This window comes from Mycobacterium sp. E183 (assembly GCF_001667735.1).
Lineage (GTDB): Bacteria > Actinomycetota > Actinomycetes > Mycobacteriales > Mycobacteriaceae > Mycobacterium.
This window is the reverse complement of the sequence record NZ_LZJN01000163.1, coordinates 60,068-75,094: the sequence shown is the minus strand read 5'-3', so window position 1 is coordinate 75,094 and position 15,027 is coordinate 60,068. Positions and strand designations below refer to the sequence as shown.

General features: G+C 70.0%; 17 protein-coding genes. All 17 read left to right on the top strand.

The window, feature by feature from the left end; genetic code table 11:
• The first annotated feature begins 15 nt into the window (after positions 1 to 15).
• The 17 genes from A5691_RS19540 (at position 16) to A5691_RS19465 (ending at position 14,993) form a co-directional block, all read left to right on the top strand.
• Positions 16 to 693 (top strand): rhomboid-like protein, encoded by a 678-nt coding sequence (locus tag A5691_RS19540; RefSeq protein WP_067778591.1) that lies wholly within the window; start codon positions 16 to 18, stop codon positions 691 to 693.
• 33 nt (positions 694 to 726) lie between these two features.
• Positions 727 to 2,148, top strand: a complete 1,422-nt coding sequence (locus A5691_RS19535; RefSeq protein WP_068018670.1) for a bifunctional ADP-dependent NAD(P)H-hydrate dehydratase/NAD(P)H-hydrate epimerase — start codon at positions 727 to 729, stop codon at positions 2,146 to 2,148.
• A gap of 15 nt (positions 2,149 to 2,163) precedes the next feature.
• Positions 2,164 to 3,546: a glutamate decarboxylase gene (locus tag A5691_RS19530; RefSeq protein WP_067754490.1), complete on the top strand. Its 1,383-nt coding sequence runs from the start codon at positions 2,164 to 2,166 to the stop codon at positions 3,544 to 3,546.
• 260 nt (positions 3,547 to 3,806) lie between these two features.
• Positions 3,807 to 4,982: an alanine racemase gene (alr, locus tag A5691_RS19525; protein WP_369807420.1), complete on the top strand. Its 1,176-nt coding sequence runs from the start codon at positions 3,807 to 3,809 to the stop codon at positions 4,980 to 4,982.
• A gap of 52 nt (positions 4,983 to 5,034) precedes the next feature.
• Positions 5,035 to 6,087 carry an alpha/beta fold hydrolase gene (locus A5691_RS19520; RefSeq protein WP_197694455.1) on the top strand — a complete coding sequence of 351 codons (1,053 nt, stop codon included), beginning with the start codon at positions 5,035 to 5,037 and terminating at the stop codon, positions 6,085 to 6,087.
• A gap of 94 nt (positions 6,088 to 6,181) precedes the next feature.
• Positions 6,182 to 6,658, top strand: a complete 477-nt coding sequence (tsaE, locus tag A5691_RS19515; protein ID WP_068018572.1) for a tRNA (adenosine(37)-N6)-threonylcarbamoyltransferase complex ATPase subunit type 1 TsaE — start codon at positions 6,182 to 6,184, stop codon at positions 6,656 to 6,658.
• Positions 6,655 to 7,278 (top strand): tRNA (adenosine(37)-N6)-threonylcarbamoyltransferase complex dimerization subunit type 1 TsaB, encoded by a 624-nt coding sequence (gene tsaB / locus A5691_RS19510; protein WP_068018673.1) that lies wholly within the window; start codon positions 6,655 to 6,657, stop codon positions 7,276 to 7,278. Before tsaE ends, tsaB begins: the two co-directional genes overlap by 4 nt.
• On the top strand, positions 7,275 to 7,742 hold the full coding sequence (rimI, locus tag A5691_RS19505) for a ribosomal protein S18-alanine N-acetyltransferase (RefSeq protein WP_068018575.1): 468 nt from the start codon (positions 7,275 to 7,277) through the stop codon (positions 7,740 to 7,742). The genes tsaB and rimI overlap by 4 nt, the downstream gene beginning before the upstream one ends.
• The gene (tsaD, locus tag A5691_RS19500) at positions 7,742 to 8,767 is read left to right on the top strand and encodes a tRNA (adenosine(37)-N6)-threonylcarbamoyltransferase complex transferase subunit TsaD (protein ID WP_068018579.1); all 1,026 of its coding nucleotides are present in this window, start codon (positions 7,742 to 7,744) and stop codon (positions 8,765 to 8,767) included. The genes rimI and tsaD overlap by 1 nt, the downstream gene beginning before the upstream one ends.
• A 201-nt stretch (positions 8,768 to 8,968) precedes the next feature.
• Positions 8,969 to 9,271, top strand: coding sequence for a co-chaperone GroES (groES, locus tag A5691_RS19495; RefSeq protein ID WP_007167930.1), 303 nt, complete (start codon positions 8,969 to 8,971; stop codon positions 9,269 to 9,271).
• 72 nt (positions 9,272 to 9,343) lie between these two features.
• A complete protein-coding gene (locus tag A5691_RS29005) occupies positions 9,344 to 9,538 on the top strand; it encodes a 2-isopropylmalate synthase (RefSeq protein ID WP_369827150.1) in 195 nt (64 codons plus the stop codon).
• Positions 9,522 to 11,138 (top strand): chaperonin GroEL, encoded by a 1,617-nt coding sequence (gene groL, locus A5691_RS19490; RefSeq protein WP_067754508.1) that lies wholly within the window; start codon positions 9,522 to 9,524, stop codon positions 11,136 to 11,138. Before A5691_RS29005 ends, groL begins: the two co-directional genes overlap by 17 nt.
• A 161-nt stretch (positions 11,139 to 11,299) precedes the next feature.
• On the top strand, positions 11,300 to 12,028 hold the full coding sequence (locus tag A5691_RS19485) for a nitroreductase (RefSeq protein WP_082950419.1): 729 nt from the start codon (positions 11,300 to 11,302) through the stop codon (positions 12,026 to 12,028).
• 14 nt (positions 12,029 to 12,042) lie between these two features.
• Positions 12,043 to 12,522 (top strand): MarR family winged helix-turn-helix transcriptional regulator, encoded by a 480-nt coding sequence (locus A5691_RS19480; protein ID WP_067778597.1) that lies wholly within the window; start codon positions 12,043 to 12,045, stop codon positions 12,520 to 12,522.
• A 20-nt stretch (positions 12,523 to 12,542) separates the two neighbouring features.
• Positions 12,543 to 12,965: a Rid family hydrolase gene (locus A5691_RS19475; RefSeq protein ID WP_068018676.1), complete on the top strand. Its 423-nt coding sequence runs from the start codon at positions 12,543 to 12,545 to the stop codon at positions 12,963 to 12,965.
• Between the two features lie 173 nt (positions 12,966 to 13,138).
• Positions 13,139 to 13,396: a hypothetical protein gene (locus A5691_RS19470; RefSeq protein WP_156734805.1), complete on the top strand. Its 258-nt coding sequence runs from the start codon at positions 13,139 to 13,141 to the stop codon at positions 13,394 to 13,396.
• A 70-nt stretch (positions 13,397 to 13,466) separates the two neighbouring features.
• Positions 13,467 to 14,993, top strand: a complete 1,527-nt coding sequence (locus tag A5691_RS19465) for an adenylate/guanylate cyclase domain-containing protein (RefSeq protein ID WP_068018584.1) — start codon at positions 13,467 to 13,469, stop codon at positions 14,991 to 14,993.
• The last annotated feature ends 34 nt before the right edge of the window (positions 14,994 to 15,027 follow it).

Genomic DNA, 15,027 nt, shown 5'->3' with positions numbered 1-15,027 from the left:
TCCCGACTGCGCAGCATGGGACTGGCGGTCTGGCACTACGTCAGCAGCGCGCCGCTGACGTACGGCTGGTTGCTCGTCCTGTTCATCACCACGCTCATCCAGCACTGGCTGCCCCAGCGGCAGCTGCACTCGATGCTGATGCACCATTCCACCAACATCCACGGACTGGCGCGCGACCCGCTCGACGTCCTGTTCTCCAGCCTGCTGTGGATCGACGGCGACAACCTGACCCCGTACCTGATCCTCTTCTCGTTGTTCCTGGCGCCGGCCGAACACTGGCTGGGCCAGTTGCGCTGGCTCACAGTCGGATTGAGTGCCCACATCCTGTCGACCTATTTCAGCGAGGGGCTGCTGTATTTCGCCATCGAGCAACACGACGCCTCGGAACGGCTGGTGCACGCCCGCGACATCGGCGTCAGCTACTTTTTGGTCGGGGTGATGGCCGTGCTCGCCTATCACATCGCGCGACCATGGCGCTGGGGCTATCTGGGCGTGCTCTTCATCATCTTCGGTTTCCCGTTGATCACGATGGACCGGATTGAGCTGAACTTCACCGCAATCGGTCATTTCACCTCGATCCTGGTCGGCCTCTGCTTCTACCCGATGACGCGCCACCAGGACCCGAGGCAGCTGAGCCCGGCGCGCCTGCGGGCCATGGCGCGGCGCCGCCGGTCGCCCGAGGCATCGGCCTGAGCGGCGCGGCCGCTGACCCGTAATGTGGCTAAGGTGCGGCACTACTACTCCGTAGACGCGATCCGCCAGGCCGAGGCTCCGCTGCTGGCCAGCCTGCCCGACGGGGCCCTGATGAGGCGGGCCGCGTTCGGCCTCGCCGCGGAGATCGTCGCCGAGTTGCGCGCTCGCACCGGCGGGGTGGCCGGCCGCCGGGTGTGCGCGGTCGTCGGCTCCGGCGACAACGGTGGTGACGCGCTGTGGGCCGCCACCTTTTTGCGCCGTCGCGGCGCGGCCGCCGACGCGGTGCTGCTCAACCCGGAACGCACGCACCGCAAGGGGCTGGCGGCGTTCCGGAAGGCCGGCGGCCGGATCGTCGAAAGCGTCTCGCCGGCAACCGATCTCGTCATCGACGGGGTGGTGGGCATCTCCGGCTCCGGGCCGTTACGCCCGGCCGCGGCCGAGGTGTTCGCGGCGGTCGACGATGCCGGCATCCCGGTGGTCGCGGTCGACATCCCCAGCGGGGTCGACGTGGCGACCGGGGCGGTGACGGGGCCCGCGGTGCGCGCCGCGGTGACCGTGACCTTCGGCGGCCTCAAGCCCGTGCACGCGCTCGGCGACTGCGGGCGCGTCACGCTGATCGACATCGGGCTGGATCTGCCGGAGACGGACGTGCTGGGCTTCGAGGCGGCCGACGTGGCCGCGCGCTGGCCGGTGCCCGGACCCCACGACGACAAGTACACCCAGGGTGTGACCGGTGTGATGGCCGGCTCCTCGACGTATCCCGGGGCGGCGGTGCTGTGCACCGGGGCGGCCGTCGCGGCGACCTCCGGCATGGTCCGCTACGCCGGCAGCGCGCACCGTGAGGTGCTGGCGCACTGGCCGGAGGTGATCGCGTCACCCACACCCGCGTCGGCCGGGCGGGTCCAATCCTGGGTCGTCGGGCCGGGATTGGGCACCGACGACGCCGGGGCCGCCGCATTGTGGTTCGCGCTGGAGACCGACCTGCCGGTGATCGTGGACGCCGACGGGCTGACCATCCTGGCGGCGCACCCGGAGTTGGCCGCCAACCGCACCGCACCGACGGTGCTGACGCCCCACGCCGGTGAATTCGCCCGCCTGGCGGGCAGTCCCCCCGGGGACGACCGCGTGGGCGCATGCCGGAAATTGGCCGACACCTTCGGCGCCACCGTGCTGCTGAAGGGGAACGTCACCGTCGTCGCCGATCCGGGCGGTCCGGTATACCTCAACCCGGCCGGGCAATCCTGGGCGGCCACCGCCGGCTCCGGTGACGTGCTGTCCGGCATGATCGGCGCGCTGCTCGCGGCGGGCCTGCCGGCGGTCGAGGCGGCCGCGGCGGCCGCGTTCGTCCACGCGCGGGCGGCGGCGTTGTCGGCCGCCGACCCGGGCCCCGGTGACGCGCCGACGTCATCGTCCCGCATGGTTCCGCACATCAGGGCGGCGCTGGCCGCCCTCTAGGAAGGATTCTCACCCGTGCCCCAACACCCGTCGCTGCCCGCGCACTCGATCGCCCCGGCCTACACCGGCCGCCTGTTCACCGCGCCCGTCCCGGCGCTGCGGATGCCCGACGAATCGATGGACCCCGAGGCCGCCTACCGCTTCATCCACGACGAGCTGATGCTCGACGGCAGTTCCCGGCTGAACCTGGCGACCTTCGTGACCACCTGGATGGACCCCGAGGCCGGCCGGCTGATGGCCGAGACGTTCGACAAGAACATGATCGACAAGGACGAATACCCGGCGACCGCCGCGATCGAGCAGCGCTGCGTGTGCATGGTGGCCGACCTGTTCCACGCGGACGGCCTCGACGACGCCGACCCCTACAGCGCGTGCGGGGTGTCCACGATCGGCTCCAGCGAGGCCGTCATGCTCGGCGGCCTGGCCATGAAATGGCGCTGGCGGCAGAAGGTCGGCAAGGACTGGAAGGGCCGCACCCCCAACCTGGTGATGGGCTCCAACGTGCAGGTGGTCTGGGAGAAGTTCTGCCGCTACTTCGACGTCGAACCCCGCTACCTGCCCATGGAGGAGGGGCGCTACGTCATCACCCCCGAACAGGTCATCGACGCCGTCGACGAGGACACCATCGGCGTGGTGGCGATCCTGGGCACCACCTACACCGGTGAGCTGGAACCCGTCGCCGACATCTGCGGCGCGCTGGACAAGCTGGCGGCCGGCGGGGGCGTGGACGTCCCGGTGCACGTCGACGCCGCCAGCGGCGGGTTCGTGGTGCCCTTCCTGCACCCCGAGCTGAAGTGGGATTTCCGGCTGCCCCGGGTGGTGTCGATCAACGTCAGCGGGCACAAGTACGGGCTGACCTATCCCGGTGTGGGGTTCGTGGTGTGGCGCAGCAAGGAGTACCTGCCCGAGGAACTGGTGTTCCGGGTCAATTACCTCGGCGGCGACATGCCCACCTTCACGCTGAACTTCTCCCGGCCCGGCAACCAGGTGGTCGGCCAGTACTACAACTTCCTGCGGCTGGGCCGCGACGGCTACACCAAGGTGATGCAGGCGCTGTCCGGGACGGCGCGGTGGCTGGGCGAGCAGTTGCGGGTGAGCGAGCGTTGCGAGCTGATCTCCGACGGGTCGGCGATCCCGGTGGTCGCCTTCCGGCTCGCCGGGGATCGCGGCTACACCGAGTTCGACGTCTCGCACGAGCTGCGCACCTACGGCTGGCAGGTGCCCGCCTACACCATGCCCGACAACGCCACCGACGTGTCGGTGCTGCGCATCGTGGTGCGCGAGGGGCTTTCGGCCGACCTGGCCCGCGCGCTGCACGACGACGCCGTCTCGGCGCTGACCTCGCTGGACAAGCTCAAGCCTGGCGGCCATTACGAGGCGCAGCACTTCGCGCACTGAGCGATGGGCCGGCTGCCGCCGCGGACGGAATGCGCGTGTTGCCCGCCTCACAGCGACAGCGCGCCGCCCGCGGGGGAGACGCGGCGCCTTCCGGCGCCGAGACGGGGCGCCTTCCGGCGCTGACGTCGTCGCTTGTCGCTCGGAGGCGGGCACATCGGGCGCGGTCAGAACGGGGGAGTTATGTGGCCACTGTGACGAATGGGGCAAGGCTGGGCCTGCGGCGGGCCGCGCCTGCGGCCGATTCTGGGACAATGGCGGCCATGAATGGGCGGGCCGTTGCGCCGATCTCCCTGACGCCGGGCCTCGTCGCCGAGGCCCTGGTCGACCTGGGCGCCATCGAACACAACGTGCGGTTGCTGTGCGAGCACGCCGGCCGCGCGCAGGTGATGGCCGTCGTCAAGGCCGACGGTTACGGCCACGGCGCCACCCGGGCCGCCCGCGCGGCGCTGGCCGGCGGTGCCGCCGAGCTGGGCGTCGCCACGGTCGCCGAGGCGCTGGCGCTGCGCGCCGACGGCATCGGCGCACCGGTGCTGGCGTGGCTGCACCCGCCCGGCATCGACTTCGGGCCCGCGCTGCTGGCCGACGTCGAGATCGCCGTGTCCTCGGAGCGCCAGCTCGACGAGCTGCTGGACGCGGCGCGCCGCACCGGCCGGGCCGCGACCGTCTCGGTGAAGGTGGATACGGGGCTGAACCGCAACGGCGTCCACCCGTCGCGGTACCCGTCGATGCTGGCCGCGCTGCGCCGCGCCGTCGCCGAGGAGGCCATCCGCCTGCGCGGGCTGATGTCACACATGGTGTTCGCCGATCAACCGGCCAACCCCGTCAATGACCTTCAGGCCCAACGGTTCAGCGACATGCTGGCGCAGGCGGGCGCACAGGGGGTGGGGTTCGAGGTCGCGCACCTGGCGAACTCATCGGCCACCATGTCGCGTCCCGACCTTGCCTTCGACCTGGTGCGGCCCGGTGTCGCGGTGTACGGCCTGAGCCCGGTGCCCGAGCTCGGCGACATGGGGCTGATCCCGGCGATGACGGTGAAATGCCCTGTCGCGCTGGTGAAGTCGATCCGCGCCGGGGAGAGCGTGTCGTACGGGCACACCTGGACCGCGGAGCGCGACACCACTCTGGCCCTGCTGCCCGTCGGTTACGCGGACGGCGTGTTCCGTTCGCTGGGGGGACGATTGGAGGTGTTGATCAACGGCAAGCGCCGCCCGGGCGTCGGCCGGATCTGCATGGACCAGTTCGTCGTCGACCTCGGCCCCGGCCGCACCGACGTGACCGAGGGTGACGAGGCGATCTTGTTCGGGCCCGGCACCGGCGGGGAACCCACCGCGCAGGACTGGGCCGACCTGCTCGGCACCATCCACTACGAAGTGGTGACCAGCCCGCGCGGGCGGATCACCCGGACCTACCGCGAGGCGCAAACCATTGAGCCGTGAGAGAACTCGCAGGCGCCAACGGGGGAGGGCTTGGTTCGCGGGAGGGGCGGGGGTGACGGCCCTCGCCACCATCGTGGGAGCCTCGGCCCGCCGCTCGATGGTCCAGCGCACCCGTGGCGTCGAAGACCCTTACGCCGACGAGGATTTCGACAGGATCGACGACGACCGCCGCTCCGTGGTGACCACCCCGGACGGGGTGTCGTTGGCGATTCGCGAGGCCGGCCCCGCGGACGCCCCGCTGACCATGGTCTTCGTCCACGGGTTCTGCCTGCGGATGGGCGCCTTTCATTTCCAGCGGACGCGGCTGCCCCAGCATCTGGGCCCAGGCGTCCGGATGGTCTTCTACGACCAGCGCGGGCACGGGCAATCCGACGAGGCGCCGCCCCAGAGCTACACGCTGACCCAACTCGGTAGGGACCTGGAAAGCGTGCTCCAGGTGGTGGCGCCGCGCGGAATGGTCGTGCTGGTCGGGCACTCCATGGGCGGCATGACGGTGTTGTCGCACGCCCGCCAATTCCCCGACCAGTACGGGCGCCGGATCGTCGGCGCCGCGTTGATCTCCTCAGCGGCCGAGGGCGTCGCCAGGTCCCCGCTCGGCGAGATCCTGAAAAACCCTGCGTTGGAAGCATTTCGGTTCACCGCACGCTCCGCGCCCAAGCTGATGCACCGCGGCCGCAACATGTCGCGTTCGCTGATCGGGCCGGTCCTGCGGGCCGCCTCCTACAGCGACCTGCACGTCAGCCGCAGCCTGGACGCCTTCTCGCAGCGGATGATGAACGGCACACCGATCCCGACCATGGTCGAGTTCCTGGATGCCCTGGAAGCCCACGACGAGACCGCCGGCCTGTGGACCCTGCTGCGCATCCCCACGCTGATCGCCTGCGGTGACCACGACCTGCTGACACCGGACGAATACTCCCGCAAGATGGCGGCCTCGCTGCCGCAATCCGAGCTGGTCATCGTTCGCGGGGCCAGCCACCTCGCGCTGCTGGACAAGCCCGAGGCGATCAACGACGGGTTGGTCCGGCTGGTCAAGCGGGCCACCCCGGGCCGCGTCGCCCTGACCGCCCGGTGGATGCGGGAAAGGCTGCGGCGCCGTGGCTAGCCCGGATGGCGGTGACCCGCCGCGCCCGGCTTCGCCGCGCTTGCGATCACCGCAGGCGGATGGCGGTGACCCGCCGCGCCCGGCTTCGCCGCGCTTGCGATCACCGCAGGCGGATGACGCGGGCACGGCCACCCTCGAACGGGTCGAGGACACCGTCGCCCTGGGGTCTCGGCTGGGCGAGCAGCTGAAGGCGGGGGACGTCGTGGTGCTCACCGGCCCGCTCGGCGCGGGAAAGACCGTCCTGGCCAAGGGGATTGCCGCGGCGATGGACGTCGACGGCCCGGTCACCTCGCCGTCGTACGTGCTGGCGCGGGTGCACCCGCCGCGGCGGCCGGGGACACCGACGATGATTCATGTCGACATGTACCGGCTTTTGGACCACGACGGCGCCGACCTGCTCGGCGAGCTCGACTCGCTCGACCTCGACACCGACCTCGACGGCGCGGTGGTGGTCGTGGAGTGGGGCGAGGGCATCGTCGAGCGACTCGCCGAGCGGCACCTCGACGTTCGTCTGGAACGCCTCAGCGGTTCGGACGTGCGGATCGCCTCGTGGCAGTGGGTTCGGTCGTGAGTATCGTTCTGGCGCTCGACACCGCGACCCCGGCCGTGACGGCCGGGATCGTGCGGCGCGACGACCTGAGCGTGCTGGCCGAGCGGGTCACCGTCGACGCCCGGGCGCACGCCGAACGGCTGACCCCGAACGTGGTGGCCGCCCTCGCCGACGCGGGGCTGACGATGAGCGATCTGGAGGCCGTCGTGGTCGGCTGCGGCCCCGGCCCGTTCACCGGCCTGCGGGCCGGAATGGCGACCGCATCCGCCTACGGACACGCGCTGGACATCCCGGTGCGCGGCGTGTGCAGCCTGGACGCGATCGGGGTGCGGACCACCGGCGAGACGCTGGTGGTCACCGACGCCCGGCGGCGCGAGATCTACTGGGCCCGTTACCGCGACGGGTTCCGGATGGAAGGACCCGGGGTCAACGCCCCGGCCGACGTCGACCCGGGCCCGGCCCAGGCGGTGGCCGGCTCGAAGGAGCACGCCGCCCTGTTCGGATTGCCGCAGCGCGGGCCCGTCTACCCCACGCCGGCCGGGCTCGTCGCCGCGGTGCCCGACTGGTCGCAGCCCCCGCTGCCGTTGGTGGCGCTGTATCTTCGCCGCCCGGACGCCAAGCCGATGGCGGCGCGGCAGTGACCGCCACCCGTGAGCCCGTGACGCTCGGCGCGCTTACCGCCGCCGACGCGACTCGCTGCGCCGAGCTGGAACGCCAACTGTTCGACGGCGACGACCCGTGGCCCGCCGCGGCGTTCAACCGGGAACTGGCCAGCCTCCACAACCATTACGTCGGCGCGCGCGCCGGCGGCACCCTGGTCGGGTACGCGGGAATCTCGCGGCTGGGCCGCACCCCGCCGTTCGAGTACGAGGTCCACACCATCGGCGTCGACCCCGCGTATCAGGGACAGGGCATCGGGCGCCGGTTGCTCGACGAGCTGCTGGTCTTCGCCGACGGGGGCGTCGTCTTCCTGGAGGTGCGCACCGACAACGAGGCGGCCATCGGGCTGTACCGCAGCGTGGGCTTCGAACAGATCGGCCTGCGCAGGCGCTACTACCGCGCCAGCGGCGCCGACGCCTACACGATGCGCCGGGGGGCCCGCTGATGAGGACGATTCTGGCCATCGAAACCTCTTGCGACGAAACGGGAGTCGGCATCGCCCGGCTGGACGCCGACGGCACCGTGACGCTGCTGGCCGACGAGGTGGCCTCCAGCGTCGACGAGCACGTCCGCTTCGGCGGCGTGGTCCCGGAGATCGCCTCCCGGGCGCACCTGGAGGCCCTCGGCCCCGCCATGCGCCGCGCGCTAGAGGCGGCCGGCGTGCGCAAGCCCGACATCGTCGCCGCCACGATCGGGCCCGGCCTGGCCGGCGCGCTGCTTGTGGGCGTGGCTGCCGCCAAGGCCTATTCGGCCGCGTGGGGGGTGCCGTTTTACGCCGTCAACCACCTGGGCGGGCATCTGGCCGCCGACGTCTACGAACACGGGCCGCTGCCCGAATGCGTGGCGCTGCTGGTGTCCGGTGGACACACCCACCTGCTGCACGTGCGTTCGCTCGGCGAACCGATCGTCGAGCTCGGCAGCACCGTCGACGACGCAGCCGGCGAGGCCTACGACAAGGTGGCCCGTCTGCTGGGGCTGGGCTACCCGGGCGGCAAGGTGCTCGACGACCTGGCCCGCACCGGCGACCGCGACGCGGTCACGTTCCCGCGCGGCATGACGGGACCGGGCGACGACCCGTACTCCTTCAGCTTCTCGGGGCTCAAGACGGCCGTCGCCCGCCACCTGGAGAGCCACCCGGACGCGGTGAACGCCGACGTGGCCGCGGGGTTCCAGGAGGCCGTCGCCGACGTGCTGACCATGAAGGCCGTGCGCGCCGCGACGGGGCTCGGTGTCTCGACCCTGCTGATCGCCGGCGGCGTGGCCGCCAACTCGCGGCTGCGGGAGCTGGCCGAGCAGCGGTGCGCGGCGGCCGGGCTGACGCTGCGGGTCCCCCGCCCCCGGCTCTGCACGGACAACGGGGCAATGATCGCGTCCTTCGCCGCGCACCTGGTGGCCGCCGGGGCGCGGCAGTCACCGCTGGACGCGCCCAGCGACCCGGGCCTGCCGGTGGTAAAAGCCCAGGTGACGTGATCGCTTATAGCGAATACCCGGTACGCAGCGGGGCGCCCTTGAGTGCTAGCACTCTCGTGTATAGAGTGCTAGGTGGCAATCGGCCAAACCCTGTGCCGGCACCCGCGACGACGGCGCTCGGGCACGGACGACTGCCGAATCCCTTGATAATTCTGGGGCACCCCGCCCCGGACCCGATCTAACTAGTGGAGGGCTCCAATCGTGGCGAAGGTGAACATCAAGCCACTCGAGGACAAGATTCTCGTGCAGGCCAACGAGGCCGAGACCACGACCGCGTCCGGTCTGGTCATTCCTGACACCGCCAAGGAGAAGCCGCAGGAAGGCACCGTCGTCGCAGTCGGTCCCGGCCGCTGGGACGAGGACGGCGAGAAGCGGATTCCGCTCGACGTCTCGGAAGGCGACACCGTCATCTACAGCAAGTACGGCGGCACCGAGATCAAGTACAACGGCGAGGAGTACCTGATCCTGTCGGCGCGCGACGTGCTGGCCGTCGTATCGAAGTAAGCACCGTGGCCCGCCCCGGCGATCCCCGCGCATGGCCGCGGGTGATTTCCGGGGCGGCGCCATTTGAACGTCGTGGTGATCGCAAGCGCGGCGGAGCCGGGCGAAGCGGGTCGCCACCATTTGAACGTCGTGGTGATCGCAAGCGCGGCGGAGCCGGGCGAAGCGGGTCGCCGCCATTTGAACGTCGTGGTGATCGCAAGCGCGGCGGAGCCGGGCGAAGCGGGTCGCCACCATTCAAACGAGGAGCCTGATGAGCAAGGTTATTGAGTACGACGAGACCGCGCGCCGCGCGATCGAGGCCGGCGTCAACGCGCTCGCCGACGCGGTGCGGGTGACCCTGGGGCCGCGCGGCCGGCATGTGGTGCTGGCCAAGGCCTTTGGCGGGCCCGCGGTCACCAACGACGGCGTGACCGTCGCGCGCGAGATCGAGCTGGAAGACCCGTTCGAGAACCTGGGCGCCCAGCTGGTCAAGTCGGTGGCCACCAAGACCAACGACGTGGCGGGCGACGGCACCACCACCGCGACCGTGCTGGCGCAGGCCCTGGTCAAGGGCGGCCTGCGCCTGGTTGCGGCCGGCGCCAACCCGATCGAGCTCGGCATCGGAATTTCGAAGGCGGCCGACGCGGCGTCCGAGGCGCTGCTGGCCGCGGCCACCCCGGTGTCCGGCAAGGACGGCATCGCTCAGGTGGCGACGGTGTCGTCGCGTGACGAGAGGCTCGGCGAGCTGGTCGGCGAGGCGATGACCAAGGTCGGTGCCGACGGCGTGGTCAGCGTCGAAGAGTCCTCGACCCTGAGCACCGAGCTGGAGTTCACCGAGGGCGTCGGCTTCGACAAGGGTTTCCTGTCGGCGTATTTCGTCACCGACTTCGATGCGCAGGAAGCCGTGCTGGACGAGCCGCTGATCCTGCTGCACCAGGAGAAGATCAGCTCGCTGCCCGACCTGCTGCCCATGCTGGAGAAGGTCGCCGAGTCGGGCAAGCCGCTGCTGATCATCGCCGAGGACATCGAGGGTGAGGCCCTGGCGACGCTCGTGGTCAACTCGATCCGCAAGACGCTCAAGGCGGTTGCGGTCAAGGCGCCGTTCTTCGGCGACCGGCGCAAGGCCTTCCTCGAGGACCTGGCGGTGGTGACCGGCGGGCAGGTGATCAACCCCGACGCCGGCCTGCTGCTGCGCGAGGTCGGCACCGATGTGCTGGGCTCGGCCCGGCGTGTGGTGGTCAGCAAGGACGACACCATCATCGTCGACGGCGGCGGCTCCAAGGACGCGGTCGACGCGCGCATCAAGCAGCTGCGCGCCGAGATCGAGGCGAGTGACTCCGACTGGGACCGCGAGAAGCTGCAGGAGCGGCTTGCCAAGCTGGCGGGCGGCGTGGCCGTGATCAAGGTGGGGGCCGCGACCGAAACGGCGCTCAAGGAACGCAAGGAAAGCGTCGAGGACGCGGTCGCGGCGGCCAAGGCCGCCGTCGAGGAGGGCATCGTCGCGGGCGGCGGCTCGGCCCTCATCGGGGCACGCAACGCGCTGAAGGAGCTGCGCGGATCGCTGTCCGGCGATCAGGCCGCCGGCGTTGACGTGTTCGCCGAGGCGCTGGCCGCGCCGCTGTACTGGATCGCCACCAACGCCGGCCTGGACGGCGCGGTTGCGGTGAGCAAGGTCAGCGAGTTGCCGGCCGGGCACGGGCTCAACGCGGACAAGCTCACCTACGGCGACCTGATCGGCGACGGCGTGATCGACCCCGTCAAGGTGACCCGGTCCGCGGTGGTCAACGCGGCGTCGGTGGCGCGCATGGTGCTGACCACCGAGACGGCGATCGTCGACAAGCCCGCCGACGAGCACGACGACCACGGCCACGGCCATCACCACCACTAGTCGGTAGATCAGCGAGGCCCCCGTATCCCCTTCGGAACGGGGGCCTTCGCTTTGGCCTCGCCGCGGCCCCCGAAGACCAGTCCGATCGCCCCGGAGCAGATAGTATCAATCGATACAGTATGATCTGAAACGGAAATTGGAACCAGGATAGGTAGGCGACCATGGACGTATACGAGGCAGTCACAAGCCGACGGGCGGTGCGCGGATTCACCGACCAGCCCGTTCCGAGAGATGTGCTGGAGCGTGTGCTGTCCGTTGCGGCATGGTCGCCTTCGGGGGCGAACATCCAGCCGTGGAACTCGTATGTGGTGACCGGAACGCTGCTGGACGAGCTCAAGACGCGCGCCGTCGAGCGCGTCGCCCACGGCGATCCCTGGGACGAGCGGGAGTACCAGATGTACCCGCCCGCAATGAAGTCGCCGTACAGCGACCGCCGGTCCGCCTTCGGCAAGGAGCGGTACAGCGCGCTCGGCATCGCGCGCGAGGATTGGGAGGCACGCCAGCGGGCGGCCATCGCGAACTGGAACTGTTTCGGTGCCCCTGCCGCGCTGTTCTGCTACATCGACCGCGACCTTGGCGTGGCCCAGTGGGCCGATGTCGGCATGTATTTGCAGACGATCATGCTGCTACTACGCGCGGAGGGGTTGCACAGCTGCCCACAGATGGCGTGGTCGCAGGTCCGCGAAACAGTCGCGGAGGTCCTGTCCCCGCCGGATGGACTGATCCTGTTCTGCGGCATGTCGATCGGGTTCGAGGACCCGGCGGTGAAGTATGCGCGCACGGGCCGGGCACCGCTGGATGAAACGGTCACATTCGTCGACGACGAGTCGGCCGGTCCCCGCAAGGTTGAACATTCCATCCGGGCCGAGTCCGGTGTTCGCATTGGATGAAGGATGCGCGCACGATGACCGGTGACGCTTCTGGGCATGCCACCCCCGCGCGTGCGACCGACCGCCCCGGCGATCCGTCGCCATTCGCTCTCGGCTTGCTTCTGCGCCGGGCGCACTGGCGCGCAGCCGCGGTGATGTCGGAGGCGCTTCGGCCTCTGGACATCGATTTGCGACATTTCGCCGTGCTGCTCGTCCTCGTCAACCGCGGGCCCACGGAGCAACGGGACCTGGTCGAGGCGACGGGTTCGGACAAGGCGGGCATCATGCGCGTCGTGGACGATCTCGAACGCAAGGGGCTCGCCGTCCGCAAATCCGTCCCGAACGACCGCCGGGTGCGAGCGGTCGAGATCACCCCGAAGGGGTTGAAGGTTTTCGACGCCGCGCACGGCGCGGCCGAGCCACTGGCTGCGCGCCTGGTATCGGTGTTGGGCCCGGGCGAGGCGGAACGACTGACGGATCTTCTCACTCGGTTCACCGCTTCCGCCGAACAGTAGACGCCGTGAAGATGGCACTCATGGACATGCCCATCTTTTCGGTCACTCCCGGCTACGGGGAGCGCCAGCTACGGGACTTTCACTACTCACAGGTCGTCCGGTATGGCGACCGGGTAGAGACCGCCGGGCAGGGCGGGTGGGACGACGACCGGCGTTATCCGGAGTCAGTGCGTGACGAAATCATTCAGGCCTTCGACAACGTCGAGCGGACGCTGGCGACAGCGGGAGCCTCGTGGCGGCAAGTGGTAACCGTGCACTCGTATCACCTGCCGGATCCGAACGGCCGGATCGGTCGTGAGCACCTCGACACCATGGTCGAACAGCTCCGCCTCCGCACGGGTGACCGCGCACCGCTGTGGACGTGCCTCGGCGTCGCCGCGCTGGCGGGTCCACAGATGCGCGTCGAGATACAAGTCGCCGCGATCGTCGAGGACGACGACTGAGCGCAGGGGCTTGATTCCCCGCACTCGGCTTGTTGGGATCGGTAGCAAGGCGGGGCTAGTGCACTGGTTGCCAGGGAACGGCACCAGGAGAGGACGGTCATCATGCCACTTGCCCACATGACGAAGAGTCTCATCGCGGCCGCACTGCTCGCGGGGGGTACCGCGCTCACAGGGTGGGTGTGGGCACCGCGCACGCGGACACGATGGAACCGCACCGCTGGTGCCCGGGCAATCCGAAACAGATGCCCTACGTCGTGAACCAGTACATCGACTGGGACTGGAACGTGTGCCACACCTGGTACCCGACCCAATACGGGATGGGCAACGTCACCATGCAGGGCCGGCCGACCTCGATCTGGGACGGCGACAACCCGCCGATCGAGGCGATCACCATCAGGCATTGCCCGCCGATCAGCTTCATGTGCCCCTAGAGCCGACGTCCCCGGTCACCGGCCGGGGCGTTTTCGTCGCGGGGCCGCCATCGGCGTCTAATCTCGCGCCATGGACCGCTTCGTGCAGTGGGCGTGGGACCGGTTCGGCACGCGGTATTCGTGGGTGGTCTTCGGGGTCTCCATCCTGGTGCCGTCGCCGATATATCTGTTCTTGTCTTGTGCCCAGGTGGCATTCGAGAGATCGGATCGCTACCCCGACGCGGTGGCCGCCACTGCGGTCACCATGTTGGTGTTGGCGTACGGAATCGTGCTGCCCGGCCAGGGCGCATGGCGGCTCGCCGAGCGATGGGCGGCCGGTAAGGCGGTGGATCCGGAGAGCGCACTGCGGGCCACCTACACCTGGTCGCGCCGTGCCGTCGCCCGGGGGTTGGCGGTCGTCACCGCGTGCGGCGCCGGGCTGTCGGTCGCCGTCGGGGTGATTGTCGGCGCGGCCGGACCGCGGCTGGCCGAGTATGCGGTCCTGGGTGGCCTCGTCGGCGCCGTTTCACACCTGGTCGGCGTGCACAGCGTGCCGGAAGGGCCGATGCGGCCGGTTCGGGCCGCCATCGCCGGCGACTCGGCGATCGGTGACACCCTGCCCCGGTCTCGCCCCAGCTTCGCCGCGTGGTCGAACCTGGCCATCCTCGCGGTCGCGTTCGGTTTCTCCATGGGGGGCGCGATGGTCGCCGGTGAGTTCGACCGGGCCCGGCAATCTCCCATGTTGTGGGTGGGCATCGCCTGCGTGCTGACCCTGGGGCTCGCCGTGCCGATCACCGTCATCAGCGTCTTCGCGCCCTCCCTGCAGCCGATCCGGGAGCTTGCCGAAGGCACCAAACGCGTTGCGGCCGGGGACTACTCGCGACGCCTGCCGGTGGTCCAAGACGACGACCTCGGCGCGTTGGCGGGGTCGTTCAACCGCATGCAGGCCGGTCTGGCCGAGCGGCAACGGCTTCACGCCGCGTTCGGGAGCTACGTCGACCCGGCCTTGGCGGCACGGCTGCTCGAGCAGGGCGACGACGTGTTCACCGGTGAGCGTCGCGAAGTGAGCGTGATGTTCGTCGACATTCGCGATTTCACGCCGTTCGCCGAGGCGCACACCGCCGAGGAGACCGTCGCCCATCTCAACGCATTGTTCGAGATCGTCGTGCCCGTCGTCGTCGAGGCCGGCGGCCACGTGAACAAGTTTCTCGGCGACGGCGCGCTGGCCGTCTTCGGCGCTCCCAACGAGCTTGCCATGCATGCCGACGCCGCGCTGAGCGCCGCGGCGTCGATCAGCAGCCTCGCCGCCGAGCGATTCGGCGGGGAGCTCCGCATCGGCATCGGCATCAACACCGGTGTGGTGATCGCCGGAACCATCGGCGGCGGAGGCAAACTCGAGTTCACCCTCATCGGTGACGCCGTCAATGTGGCGGCCCGCGTCGAGCAGCTCACCAAAAACACCGGTGACGTGATCCTGCTGACTCAGCAAACCGCCGACGCGTTGGTTTCCCGACCGCCGGGGCTAGCCGATCGTGGATCACATGCCCTGAAGGGCAAGTCAGCCACTACCCGGGTCTTCGGGTTCGCCGCTGGCATTGGTTCTCATCGCCCCGGCTGAATTGCCTGACGCCTGCCGTCCCGGTGATCCGCGG

Bases quoted from the DNA above. Each gene is read 5' to 3' on its own strand.
- A5691_RS19475 (WP_068018676.1), top strand. From the start codon at position 12,543: ATGGACATGCCCATCTTTTCGGTCACTCCCGGCTACGGGGAGCGCCAG.
- A5691_RS19540 (WP_067778591.1), top strand. From the start codon at position 16: ATGGGACTGGCGGTCTGGCACTACGTCAGCAGCGCGCCGCTGACGTAC.
- tsaD (WP_068018579.1), top strand. From the start codon at position 7,742: ATGAGGACGATTCTGGCCATCGAAACCTCTTGCGACGAAACGGGAGTC.
- A5691_RS19465 (WP_068018584.1), top strand. From the start codon at position 13,467: ATGGACCGCTTCGTGCAGTGGGCGTGGGACCGGTTCGGCACGCGGTAT.
- A5691_RS19480 (WP_067778597.1), top strand. From the start codon at position 12,043: ATGACCGGTGACGCTTCTGGGCATGCCACCCCCGCGCGTGCGACCGAC.
- alr (WP_369807420.1), top strand. From the start codon at position 3,807: ATGAATGGGCGGGCCGTTGCGCCGATCTCCCTGACGCCGGGCCTCGTC.
- groL (WP_067754508.1), top strand. From the start codon at position 9,522: ATGAGCAAGGTTATTGAGTACGACGAGACCGCGCGCCGCGCGATCGAG.
- A5691_RS19485 (WP_082950419.1), top strand. From the start codon at position 11,300: ATGGACGTATACGAGGCAGTCACAAGCCGACGGGCGGTGCGCGGATTC.